Consider the following 12,465-nt stretch of genomic DNA (forward strand, 5'->3'; position numbering starts at 1 on the left):
TTCAAGAAAGTCTGATGCTATTTTGTTAATCGTTGTGCTATGTTCCGCAACGAAAACTTTAACTTTCTTTTTTAGCTGTTCGCTAACTGTTATTGTTAAAGTTTCTTTTTTACCCATACTTGCACCTCCTTTTTAAAATTTAGATAGCAGTTTAAACTGCTATCTTACTATATTATAATCTTAAAATATGAAAAGTCAAGAAAAAAAAATAACCTGCTATAAAAAACAGGTTATTTTTTATTATTTTGTTTTTTTTATTGCTGTTGCAAAATTTGCTTGTCGTTAGCCGAGGGCTGGTAAGCACCGACCGTCATTCCAGAGTATTGAATAGGCTGTGTAGTAGCAAATTGATTTAAAATATATTGATTACCACTACCGGGCTGACCGCCCATGCCTGTATTGCCCCACCAAAAACAAGCGTTTTGAATAACTGCCCTTGTAACTTCGTTAGAGTTAGCTACCATATCGCCGAGATTGTAGTAATTAATATTATAAAATTGCTGATTGCCTGCGATAAGTTCAACAGTGGAAAGCCCCGCATAAGCCGCACCGCCAGCAATTAAAGCAGTTCCAAGATATTGACCTATACCCGGCATCGCAAACCCTGCTAACATCGTTAACCCGCCCAGTGCTATTCCAACCCAAGTATTCCAGCCACTTTCACTATCCTCATATACCAGCTGGCTTGCGCCGCTGAAATTGTAGCCCCACTCTCCAAGTCCTTGTTGCACTCTTAAAATGCCTATACCGCCGTCTGTGCTTGAAGCTTTGGCTATGAAACCGTAGTTTGATGTCATTGCTGTTAAGCCCGGAGTGTTGTTGGGGACAATTTGATAAAATACGGGGGTAGTGTCTAGGTAAACTTTTACAGTTACAGTAGTTTTGAAAACCCCGCTGTCTTTTTCTGTTACTGTATGCGTAGTCTGCTGGTCACAAACAATTACGCCGTTCTGCGTATGGTATTCTCTTGCAACTTCTGCTACAATCTGAGTAAAGCCGTCCCAGCCTGTCTTGTAGGCATTATCAGAACATGGCATACCGCCTGTGTTGTTAGCCGAACAGTAAGCTACTGCGTTGTAGTTGTAATTTGAACCAAAAACCTTGCCGTAATTGCTTGCCTGCGTGTTGCTTGATGGAAAAGCATAACTACCCATCTTAAACAATTCTTGCGGTGTGATCAAGTGATACATAGCCACTTGATACGGTAAAGCATTTTGGTTTTGAACGGGTGCAGAATACCACTTATAGCCTTGCGCTGGGTTACCCCACTGTCCTGCGCTTTGAACCGTTGAAAGCCATTTGTTGTAAGCGTTTTGGTTTGGAAAGCGGTGAACCCATATAACAGCAATTTGTCCCTCTTGTGCGTAAGGAGTGTAATGTGCGATGATGATTGGTGTTGTGTCTGTAAATAAGTAAGTAGTGCGGTAATCAGCCGACACATTCTTGTCAAGCTCTGTCAAGCCGTTGACGACTGAGTAAATCAAATTTGCATTTGCATTCATCGCAAAGCTGTTGGTAGGCAAAGTTGAAACACTGCCAGCTTGAGCTTGGTTTACTGCAAAAGGAGTTATGAGAAACAAAAAGGCAAGAATGTAGGCTATTAATATCGTTTGAAGTAAATAAAAAATATTTTTCATTTTCAACCTCCGTTATTACAAAATCATTGGTAAAAAATTATAAACACATAAATAAAAAAAATCAAGCAAAAAAAATATATATAAATTAAAATGGCTTAAAAAGGTAAATTTGCCTTTTTTAGCCATTTTGAGTTTCCTCTTCCGCTAATTGCCGTTTAAATTCTATTTTCACTTTCCAGATAAAATAAATAATCAATCCCACTATTGGAATAGCCAAAACAGCAAGCCATTTGATTTTCTGTTTGCCGCTGAGTTCCGTGTTATGCAAAACTTCCCTCATAAACTTAACGACATAAAAATTCCCTATAAACAAAAATAAAACAAACAGCAGTAAAGCTGTTAAAGCGATAAGATGACCACTAGTCAACTGCATCATGCCACACTTCTCCTAAGTGTTGTTTTTGAAAATACCACTTCGTGCTTTATTCTTGGCTGTTTTAATTTTTTAATAAAACCCTTGTTAATCAGAAACTGCGAATACACTGCGATACAAACAGCATCAGCCATATCATTGTCAAGTATGTGCTTGCCGATGACTGAACTTGCAAAATCCGTTGAAATTCGCTTTGTTTCCTTTCGTGAAAGAAGATTGTTGCATTCATTATTGCGTAAATCCCTGTAATTATTGCAGGCAAGACTAAATCGCTTTAAAATGGTAGTTTGCCATTTGTATGGCTTGATGCCTGAAAAAACCATATCTCTATCAGCACAGAATTGATAAATTGCACCAGTAATTTCTGCAATCCGTATATTGCCATCTTGGTTGCTTTTATTTTCATCTTCGTTTTGCGATGGAGAATGAAAACCGTATTGAGTTTCCACAAATATTCCATTAATATCGTGTTCTTTAACCAAATTTTCTAAAATTTTTCCTTTAACCAAGCCATACAAATTTGTCTTAATTTTGCCGACTGTTAAAACCTCATTTTCATTAAATACGGCATAAGCTATTGCCCTTGTTGACGGATCAATTGATAAATAATTCATAAAGCACCTCCTCAAAACAAAATTTTACAGACCTGACTATTGCAGGTCTGCACATTTAAAAAATATAGACTAAATTTTAAAAAGTCAAATAATTTTTTAAAAAAGCGTTTAAAATTAATAATTTTTTAGTAAAATGCTTTTTCTAAAAGTATTTATTGCAGATAAAGACAAATATAAAAAACATATTAATATACTTGATTTTTTTGTTAAAACATACAACAAATCTCTTATCCAAGCCAAAGCGTTATTTTAAGTGATTAAGTTATATAATTTAGAAATATTATTTTAACAACCAAATCAAACTAACAAACCGCTTACAACGAAAATGCGTAGATGGTAATTTAAGATTTTACTGTTTTAATAAGGTTTATATTTTTTAAAAAATGCCTCAATGTAAAATTATACCACATACCACTCTAAATCATCTCTACGGTATGTTTAAATAGCCTCTACGGGCATTTTAAAAGTGGTATGAGATAGCAAATTTAGATGGCTTTGCAATCACATAAAAATTTAAAGTCTATGAAACCGCAAAACAAGCGGATCGCAAAGCGTGCTACTGTTTGCGGTTGACATGCGTGTGGTAGCGGGCAGTCAACAGCCAGCCAGCAACCGCAGGGCAGGCAAAAAGGGGGGAAAGGGGGGTTTCTTAAAAAAGTGTTGAGTGAGACTTTTTGTGTCCGGCAAAAAAAAATAAAAAAAATTGCCGTTTAGGCACAAATTTTTTTTTATTTTTTTTTGTGTATCTATAGTATTTCTATAGTATTATTACTAAAAGTAAATACTATAGAAATACTATAGGGGCGAAAAAGTGCGGAATAGGCTTTTCGGGGGTATGGTTTTTTATATGGTTTTGCTTGTTGTGATAAAGAAAAGTGGTAAAAAAAGTGGCAGTTTACAATACCAAATAGCATGTCCGCTGATACCAAATAGCATGTCCGCTGATACCAAATAGCATGTCCGTTTTTGATACCGTTATTCCATATTTTTTTACTATTGTTAAATTCTATGTTTTGCTTGTTATAATAATATAATTTATATTTTACAATACCAAATAGCATGTCCGCTGATACCAAATAGCATGTCCGCTGATACCAAATAGCATGTCCGCTGATACCAAATAGCATGTCCGCTGATAAAATTAAAAATAAAAATGTTGATTTTGTAGGAAAAACTAATGTGTATACAGAATAACGCTATTACAAGATAATGTTGTTATAATAAGTAAAAAACATTAAATATTGTTTTAATAACCAAATCAAGCGTTATTCTAAAACAATAAAAGCCTTAAAATTTAATTATGTTGTTAAAACAATAAAATCTAAATAGTAAGTAATAAAGTTATATACCAAATAGCATGTCCGTTTGCGTCATTTTTAGATAAATTAAAAATAAAAATGTTGATTTAATAAGGTAAAAGCTTGTTTAAAAAGAATAACGGTATTTAAAAGAAAATACCGTTATGATAAATAAAAAACTAAAAAGCCACTTTTAACAACTAAATTGATTTTTCCTCGTTAATGCAAAGAATTACCGAGTTTTTATACTGAGATTGTTCTGGGTTGTAAGAAAGCATTGTTTGCCCGTCAGTAGTCTTTTTTAAATTAATACCGAATTCGTTTAACTTGGGATTATCTTGCAAAATGCTTGCCAAAATACGCCTTTTATGCCTTTGTGTTAAAACGCTAAATCGTTTTAATCTGTAAACTTCGGATTCTTCTTTTTTATAATCGGCTATCCTGTTGAGTAATTTCCAAATCTCCTCCTTAAAAGCCTTATTTTGTGTGATGCAGTATTTTATTATTTTTTCTGTGTAAGGGTTATCTATGTTGTTATGAATATATTCTAAAACATTGCGATGGATTTTGACTGTGTTAAACACTTTTGTGGCATTAATAAATTCTCCATCAAATTTTACAACAAGCGTATTGATTTTTCTTCGGTTTGTTTTTTGGTTATATTCGCTGTCAATATAAGCTTTATCTAAAAGATGGAAAATTACTCTTTTTTCCTCAATCCAACCATCTTCATCACCACTGTCGTTTTTGTATTTGTTTACATCAACCACAGTTGCCATAATTTCTTTTAGAAGCCTGATAATTAATTGGTCGCTTGTATCAGAGTTAATACCTGCCAATTGTTTAAGCTTATACATGTTGTCAACCACAAGAGTGTTTTCGTCGGTAAATTCGCCAAGCTCTAATATTGATTCAAATAATCTTTGATGTGTAATTGTGTTTTCCAATCTTGAAGCTTTCACGATGTAAACAATATTGTTTTTTCCGTTGATTTTAATCCCAAGATTTTCAAGATATTTCGGTTTGTCTTTCCGCTGTTTAACAGGGTCAAAAAAAATCCCGCTACGTAAAACCATTAGAAAGTCATTCATTCTAATAGTTTTATCGTTTGTGCTAATTCCAAGTTTAGGTTTAACCACTTTGCCTTTTGTTTTTTTAGTTCCGCTGTTGTCAGATGAATCTTTTTTCTTGCTCATAAAACCTCCTATATATCTGTATCAAAACCTTGTATTTCTTTGTTAATTTTTTTACTTTGGTATGATGGTTTTTTAGGCTGATTATTAGGGTTGTTAGATTTATTTATTTGTGTTGTTTTTTGCACTGTTTTTGGTCTATCTACCACTTCTGTTTCTTCGGGCAACGCTTGCACTTTTCTTATGTTCCTGCCCCAAATAATCGGTTCACCGTTGTTGTTTGTTGCTTGTTCCAGCTCGTAATAATATTTTTCAATATCGTTTATCGGCAAAAGATTGCTTTTTGCAACTTTCATCTGGTTTTTAAAAATCAGCAATACCTGTCTGACTTTGTTTGTTAAGCTTGCACTGCCGAGTATTTTGTCTGCATTAACTCCAAAGATATTTTCTGCGTTGACTGTGTCTTTTGCCATATGGGCTAGATAAATAACACTTCTTTCGCCCGTTAATTTTCTAATCTCATCTAAAACTGCCTGTATCAAATGCGATTTTTGGATTTCCACTCTGTTTGTTGACGATAGACTGTCTATTAAGATTAAATCAGGATTAAAAACACTCACATAGCTTTTTGTTATTTCAAAATCTTTTGTAGTAATCACTTTTGAAAATTCTTGTTCGGTAAAAGTCGTGTGGTTTGTAATGATTGAAATTCTATCTTTTAGCAATTTCTGTAAAAAATCAAACTTTTTACCTGTGAGTTCTGCAAAATAGTCGTTAAGTAAACTGTTGATTTTACCAGCGATTTCTTCTCTGTCTTCTTCTGCGCTGATTATCATCGCTTTTCTAATTTGCTGGACTGGTATATCGCAATATTGAATGCCTAAAAGCAAGTGCAAAATCCATTGCAAAGTGAGTGTAGTTTTTCCACTACCTCCAAGACCAGCAAAAATGTTTATTTTGTTTTTTGCAATTAAACCATTTATTAGCCACTCTCTATTAGGCTTGTTTGGGTAATTTGCAAGATTTACAGGTATGCTGTCGTTGTCTATGTTTTTACCTAACGCTTGTATAATCAGGTTAAAGCCCTCTTTTACGGCTTTGTCTAATATGTGTTGAGTTTGTTCTTGTTCTTTTTGTTCTAATCTGAATTTCAAAATCGGTAGCATTTCTTTGATTGAAAAAATCCTGCTGTTTTTGTAGATAAAATCTGCGTCGGGAAAATCATTTTGTGCTAAACAATCATCTATGTCTTTTGTATTTTCTTCAAGATAAATAAAATCCTCTAAAAATTCTGTGTGTTTTGTCACAAATTCCATTAATGCTTTTATGCCTGCTTCGTCGTTGTCTAAGGCAAAAATGATGCTGTAATTTGTATTTTTTAAGTGGTTTAAAAGATTAAGATTTTTTTCAAGATTTTGAGCGCTTCCAATGCTGATTGACCTGTAATTTTTGAGTGTTATCTCGTTTGGATTTTTGTCGTATTTTTTAGCCAAAAAGCTAATCGTATTAAACTCGCCTTCTGTTACAAAAATCGTTAATTTCGGCATATTAGAAAACAAATGCAAACCGAAAGCATTAATGGTCTGTTTTTCGGTTTTTAGGATTGAAAATTGCTTGTTGTTTCTTTCCTGTGAAAAATCAATATCGCTGACTTTTCCATCAAATTCGTCGGTAGAAAAAATATATCTAATTTTTATCTGTTCTATATAGCCATTTTTGTTAGTGTAGAAAAACAAAAGCGGGACTGTTTTGTCTTTTACATTCATCAAGTTTTTAAATTTGTCTATAATTTTCTGTTTTTCTTTCGGTTCTTCTGTGGTAATGAGTTCAGCTAACTTGCCGACATTAAAGTCATTATCTATTGTGCCTACAAGGACATTGTTTTTAATGAGACTTTTGTAATCGGGATTTCTAAACTCCAAGTAAGTATTTGCGATTTTAGCATTTAGGCATTTGTTATTTATAAGCGTGTCAACACACAGATTAGCAAATTGAGTGAAAAATCTTATTTCATAGTCAATATTTCCTTGATTAAGCAAACTTTCGCCGTTACCGCTGAAACCGCAGGCAAAGCATTTAAAAAAAGCTCCATTGCCTTTGTCTGCTAAAACCAAGTTTTGCTTGCGTGTGTCATTGTGTTCGGGACAAAAACCAAACAGCTGGTTGCCTTTCTGTTGCCAGTGGAAATTGTGATTCGGATATATTGTTTCTAAAACTTTCTTTAATTCGTCTGTTTTCATATAACCCCCTTATAAGACAAATTTGTCTTAAATTATTTGATGCATTATTATAGCAGTAAATGCTATAATTGCACTTAAAACCAGAAATTCGCTTAATTTTCCTGTTTCGTAAAGTTTTAAAGCGAACCTGTCTTGATAACTCCAATACGGGATACCTAATTTAGAAAGCATATCTGCAAGTAAATGCAGAATATAGCCTAATACAAAAGCTTTAAATGCTGTATTAGGAATGATTAGTGCAGTTAAAAAAAGCAAAAGTCCTAATATTGCGTGATGTGTTATGCCTCTGTGTGCGTTCCATAAACTTCTCTCTTTAAAACGCAGATTCATATTTGAAGCGTATATATCAAAGTCGGGTGCAATAGAACCTATCATACAGGCAAATAAGGCTGTGCTTGTTTGATGGTTTACAGCTAATTGCTGTAAATGCGGTTGAAAAACAAGCCAAAAACCGCTTAGCCCTATCAGTGTATGCGAAGCTTTTTTCATATAGCAATTTTAGATTTTGTTTTTTCCAAAGCGATATTATAAATATGCCTTTTTTCAACATCAAACTCTTTATCTAAAAACTCAAAAAAGCTTTCAAGAGAGTTGAAATTTTTTAAATCAAAAAGCCCTTTTGAAACTCCATCTACATAAACAAGGCATTTGTTGTCATCGTATAAATAGCATTCTAAAACCGTTTTTTTTATCATACTACACCTCCTAATTTTTGGTTGTATCCAAATTTATCCACCCCCCGCACAAGACCTCTGCCTTCAGGCAGAGGATTCAGTGCAGGTGTGTTCCTTAAGGGTCTTGTTAATAACTTCTGCATCTTTCGATGCCCCCTAATCAGCCAGTTGCCCTTGTCCCTCACGGGACAAGCCTCTTCCTTTAGGGAGAGGTGACTGACTAATCACAATATAATTTGCTATGCATATAGCATCTGCTATGTCATTGTCGGTAATTTTCTCACAGGCAATTTTGCTTGCTACCAGCATTGACACATTTTTACGCTGTTCCCTTTTTTGTTTCTGGTTCATACCAAGAATAAGGCTTTGCCATTCCTGCGGGGTAATTGTTAAGATTTCTGAAAAGTTGTTAACGCTTGCAAGTGTGGTAACAAGCGTTCTGACCTCTACAAGCTTAATAAGCGTAGCTATGTTTAAGTGTAAATATTGTTTTTCAATACCAAAAATAACATTTTTATTTTTAAAACCGAAAAACAGCTTATTAATCTCGGTAAAATCGGTTTTTATTTTAAAATAGTCCGTTAAAGTCTTGTTTTTGTAAACTGCAAAAGCTAAGTGTTTAACAGACGGATCGCAACCGATTAAGTAAATATCAGACTGCATATTTTTTTGTTCTCTGAATTGAGTCAATATCTATTATATCCCAGAATACAAGCGATAATGCCTGCATTAAAGCTATTTTTCTTAAAGCATAAGTTTTTCTGTTAACTTTTTGGATATCTGGCAATTCATTAAGAAATATACTTATTTTAAAAGGCATATCCCAATCTCTTCTCACCAATCTAACTTTTACACCAATCAATTCGCTGTTTTCTCTAATTTCCTCAAACATAAATCCACCAAACAATCCTGTTTGGGATACTTGGGAAAGAAGTTTTTTTAACATAACCCACCTCCTTTCAAATAAACTCCTTAAAAAATAAACTTTTATTTTTAAAAAGTCAAGCATAATTTTTTTAATTAACTATATAAGACTAAAATTTGACAACTTTATATTTTATGCTTATAATCCTTATATGAATTTTACAGGGAAACAGGTAAAATTATGATTTTCATAACCACAGATGAAAATACAAACAAGGAAGCTTATAAAGAAATTTTTGACAAATACGAAAATTTCATTTTTAGGGAACGCACTATTAAGAAAAAAATAAAACATAATTCGCTAATTAATACTGCGTATATCGTTTTTTCGGAAAAAGAATATTCTCGTGCTTTAAAAATGTTTTTAGATGTTCACAATGACATTGTGAGCAATAGATATATTGTTAGCCGAAACATAATGGCTTCTTTGGCAAACAATATAGCCTGTTGTTACACAAAATTACAAGAAGAAAAAAAATATAAAGACTATTTCTTACTTATCAACGCTGAATCGTTTTTTAAAAAAGCAATAAAATACTCTACTGCTTTTTATAGAGCAAAAGGCTTGATAATTTTTAATTACGCTATTTTTAACTTAAAACTCCAAATTTGGGAGGAAGACCCTATTATTCTACAAAAAGCAAAAAATAATTTCAGCTTGATGAATTTTGTAAATAAGTTTGTTTACACAAAGAAAAGGTCGCTTTTAATGTATAGATTGTTTATTTTATGCAATAAATACAGGTTTTTTAATGATATTACCCCAAAGATTACTGTAAGCTTAGGTGTAAGGCTTTTTTAAGGGAGGTTTGATATGTGGCTGAGTCCAATTGTTTTTTCTTTTACAGGTAAAAATAAAACAAAAGCTTTAACAGTAGACTATTTCGTGCAGAGCGGAGAATATTACGCAAAAATTTTTGTTACGCAAAGCGGTTTTTATGCCTTGCCAACCGCTGAAAAAAAAGCAATTCTAAATTTAGAGGAACTTTCGGTTTTTCACAAAATGCTTAATTATGTCGTTTTTGCAAACACTACAAATTATTATGACGCAATTAAGCCTGTAAATAAAAGCTTAGTAAACGAAGTGGCTATAAAAGTGGATAAACCAAAAGATGATTCATATTTTGTCTACACAATCAGGCTTAAATTTTCAAATCTTTTGGAATGTTCTAATTGTAGCCAAAACGATAAAGAGTCAGCTTACTATTCGCTTGCACGAATTGATTTGTTAAAATTAATAGTCCATTTGGAAAGAGATTTAGCTTTTATTACAACCGCAAAAGCTATACAATATGCCAAATCATTAGAGGAGCCAAAATAATGCCAGAGAAAAAAGAAAATCAAAACGGGTGGAATTTACCTTTTGCCATAGCGTTTTTTTCTGTCTTTTTTATGCTTGTGATTGTAAACGGCGTAATTAACTTTATGAACAAGAATCCAATTACCATAGGTGAAGTGGAAAAAGTTCAAAACATAGTTGACACAGCAGAAAACCGATTTGATGCGATAAATTTTACTTTAATGTCAAAAATAATTGACTCGCAATGGCAAGTTTTTTTAAAAAACGCTCAGATAGCAATCGTAAAACAAAACAGCGAAGAATGCCGAAAAGTAGATGGCAAATTTAATACTTTCCAAGTTATAGGTTCTTACTTTGGACTTAAAAACAACAAAGACTACTGCGGGGCAATCAATACCGTAAAAGCAAATATGGCATTAAACCAAATCTTTTTTTTAAGTTATTTCTGGTGGACTTTTGTGGCAATAGTGTTTACAGTCGTTTTGTTGGTTTTGGCTTTTTGGATTTTTTACAAAAAAATCTCAAAAATTAAAGACAGCGTTGACAGGGAAGCTTTGAAATTTTTTGCATTTATACCATATTTTGAAACAAAAGAGGACGCAAAAAAATTTCTTGCAACTTTTGAAGTAAACAACCCGCTTTTTAAATTAAAAAAATTTACAAGCAAAGATACAACAGAAAAAACAGAAACACGAATGATTAACATAGATGAGTTAAGAAAGTTTGTCCACAATGTTGTGGCAGAAAATTTTATACAGCGTGCAAAAGAAAACAAAGAAAAATTACAAAACTCAAAGCAATATAAATTTGCAGAAATGTCTGCAAATTTAATGCGCTATATGACATCGTCAGTGATGCAGGAAAAAACTATGACAGGTGATCCATACCCAGCTTCCATTTCGGGACATCATAATCCAGATGAAAAATATGGACTTTTGACACACACTTTGCACGTAGCCTATGTAATGATTTTAAACGCAATTAAGCGTGATGATTTTTTAGACAACTATCTTGAATTATTTTACACGGCAGTTTGCCACGATTTAGACAAAATTAGAAATTACAGACAGAGCAAAGCTATGCCCTCAGAAGTAATTGATGCATTAGATGTAAAAGGAGAAAGTATCAAAGAAAAAATGGCAAAGATAGAAAAAGCAAGAGCAAATGAATGGTTGAGTTACAAATTGGACGAGACAGCACAACGCAATATTTTTATACAACTCTCTACTAAATTTTTTCCAACAGACGAACAATTTGAAACGATTAAAAAATACGATCAATGGAGTGTTCCTGTTGAAATAATTTACACAGGTTTAGATAGAGAAAATAGGCATAATGCACTTGCAAAAATTTTAGAGAATGTAGCAACAAAACAGGGACTTAGAAAACACTTCTTGATTAACCAGATAGAAAGCGCGCAAGTTGATGTGGTTGGCATTGAAAAATATGGAAGCAAAATCTTTGTGTTTCATGAAAACTTTTTTAAAAAGTTAAGCGGTCTTTTTGAGAAAGAATTTAAAGAAAGAAAGATGCCATACGAATTGATTTTAAAATTACCATTACTCGCAGGTGCAGATAAGATGGCAATGATGTTTCAATATTTCTTTTATGAAGTCGCAAAAGAGGGTTTAACAGAAACACAATTTACTAACTTAAAAAATATATTACTTGCAGATAATACTTTACAACATTCAAACGGGTCAATTATTAATGGCAATATTTATGTGGCAATTGCAACAGGCAAGCTTGAAAATTTATACAAGTTTGGGATAACAGAAGAGGATTTTTCAATTAAGAAAGTGAGTGAATAAAAATATGATAAAACAAATACAAAAAAACATACAATTTTTTAGTCAAACACAATGCAAAATAGTAAAATCAAGGGTTAATACCGATATAATAAGAAAAACAAAGGAAATAGCAAAAAACGGCTACCTTTACACCAAGAAAGTGGTGGTGCGATGGCTTGTAGTTTTTTTTACACCTGTAATTTTTTTAAACAATGGCTTGTTTTTTTTGTTATATAGGCTTTATCTTGCAAGATTTGACACGAGACGGTTGTATGCGGGTTTTCAAGGGGTAGATGATAAATGTCATAGATATAGATACATAGCGATTGTCACAAATATACAGAATGCAAATAATTTGCAAAATGAAAAATGGCTTTTGTATGCGGGTTTGTAAGAGTTAGAAAAATGAGAGAAAAAATGCAATTTGGTTATGAGTATATAATTTGTCATAGATATAAACATATAGCGATTGTCACAAATAT

The 12,465-nt window shown here is 32.8% G+C and carries 14 protein-coding genes; 4 read left to right on the forward strand and 10 right to left on the reverse strand.

Annotated features, from left to right (window positions below):
- Window positions 1-254 precede the first annotated feature (254 nt).
- The 10 genes from DESAMIL20_RS03275 to DESAMIL20_RS03315 form a co-directional block, all read right to left on the reverse strand.
- Window positions 255-1,637 (reverse strand): hypothetical protein, encoded by a 1,383-nt coding sequence (locus DESAMIL20_RS03275; protein ID WP_086033395.1) that lies wholly within the window; start codon window positions 1,635-1,637, stop codon window positions 255-257.
- Window positions 1,638-1,755: 118 nt separating this feature from the next.
- Window positions 1,756-2,013, reverse strand: coding sequence for a hypothetical protein (locus tag DESAMIL20_RS03280; protein ID WP_086033396.1), 258 nt, complete (start codon window positions 2,011-2,013; stop codon window positions 1,756-1,758).
- Window positions 2,010-2,624, reverse strand: a complete 615-nt coding sequence (locus DESAMIL20_RS03285) for a hypothetical protein (protein ID WP_086033397.1) — start codon at window positions 2,622-2,624, stop codon at window positions 2,010-2,012. The genes DESAMIL20_RS03280 and DESAMIL20_RS03285 overlap by 4 nt, the downstream gene beginning before the upstream one ends.
- Window positions 2,625-4,122: 1,498 nt before the next feature.
- Window positions 4,123-5,118: a hypothetical protein gene (locus tag DESAMIL20_RS03290; protein WP_086033398.1), complete on the reverse strand. Its 996-nt coding sequence runs from the start codon at window positions 5,116-5,118 to the stop codon at window positions 4,123-4,125.
- Between the two features lie 8 nt (window positions 5,119-5,126).
- Window positions 5,127-7,295 (reverse strand): AAA family ATPase, encoded by a 2,169-nt coding sequence (locus tag DESAMIL20_RS03295; protein ID WP_086033399.1) that lies wholly within the window; start codon window positions 7,293-7,295, stop codon window positions 5,127-5,129.
- A gap of 27 nt (window positions 7,296-7,322) precedes the next feature.
- Window positions 7,323-7,784, reverse strand: coding sequence for a metal-dependent hydrolase (locus DESAMIL20_RS03300; RefSeq protein ID WP_086033400.1), 462 nt, complete (start codon window positions 7,782-7,784; stop codon window positions 7,323-7,325).
- Entirely contained in the window at window positions 7,781-7,990 is a 210-nt protein-coding gene (locus tag DESAMIL20_RS03305) for a hypothetical protein (protein ID WP_086033401.1), read from the reverse strand. Before DESAMIL20_RS03305 ends, DESAMIL20_RS03300 begins: the two co-directional genes overlap by 4 nt.
- Window positions 7,987-8,112, reverse strand: a complete 126-nt coding sequence (locus DESAMIL20_RS10755) for a hypothetical protein (protein WP_275074236.1) — start codon at window positions 8,110-8,112, stop codon at window positions 7,987-7,989. The genes DESAMIL20_RS03305 and DESAMIL20_RS10755 overlap by 4 nt, the downstream gene beginning before the upstream one ends.
- Before the next feature lie 13 nt (window positions 8,113-8,125).
- Window positions 8,126-8,632 carry a crossover junction endodeoxyribonuclease RuvC gene (locus DESAMIL20_RS03310; RefSeq protein WP_143340236.1) on the reverse strand — a complete coding sequence of 169 codons (507 nt, stop codon included), beginning with the start codon at window positions 8,630-8,632 and terminating at the stop codon, window positions 8,126-8,128.
- Window positions 8,622-8,915, reverse strand: a complete 294-nt coding sequence (locus tag DESAMIL20_RS03315; protein ID WP_086033403.1) for a hypothetical protein — start codon at window positions 8,913-8,915, stop codon at window positions 8,622-8,624. The genes DESAMIL20_RS03310 and DESAMIL20_RS03315 overlap by 11 nt, the downstream gene beginning before the upstream one ends.
- 159 nt (window positions 8,916-9,074) lie before the next feature.
- Between DESAMIL20_RS03315 and DESAMIL20_RS03320 the strand changes: the two genes are divergently transcribed.
- Genes DESAMIL20_RS03320 through DESAMIL20_RS03335 form a run of 4 tightly spaced genes read left to right on the forward strand, consistent with a single transcriptional unit; the run spans window position 9,075 to window position 12,377 of the window.
- Window positions 9,075-9,695: a hypothetical protein gene (locus DESAMIL20_RS03320; RefSeq protein ID WP_086033404.1), complete on the forward strand. Its 621-nt coding sequence runs from the start codon at window positions 9,075-9,077 to the stop codon at window positions 9,693-9,695.
- Between the two features lie 12 nt (window positions 9,696-9,707).
- Window positions 9,708-10,214, forward strand: a complete 507-nt coding sequence (locus tag DESAMIL20_RS03325; RefSeq protein ID WP_086033405.1) for a hypothetical protein — start codon at window positions 9,708-9,710, stop codon at window positions 10,212-10,214.
- The gene (locus tag DESAMIL20_RS03330) at window positions 10,214-12,004 is read left to right on the forward strand and encodes a hypothetical protein (protein ID WP_086033406.1); all 1,791 of its coding nucleotides are present in this window, start codon (window positions 10,214-10,216) and stop codon (window positions 12,002-12,004) included. The genes DESAMIL20_RS03325 and DESAMIL20_RS03330 overlap by 1 nt, the downstream gene beginning before the upstream one ends.
- 4 nt (window positions 12,005-12,008) lie before the next feature.
- Complete coding sequence (locus tag DESAMIL20_RS03335) at window positions 12,009-12,377, forward strand: hypothetical protein (RefSeq protein WP_143340237.1); 369 nt, start codon at window positions 12,009-12,011, stop codon at window positions 12,375-12,377.
- Window positions 12,378-12,465 lie beyond the last annotated feature (88 nt).

Origin of the sequence: Desulfurella amilsii, from assembly GCF_002119425.1 — a bacterium.
GTDB classification, from domain to species: domain Bacteria; phylum Campylobacterota_A; class Desulfurellia; order Desulfurellales; family Desulfurellaceae; genus Desulfurella; species Desulfurella amilsii.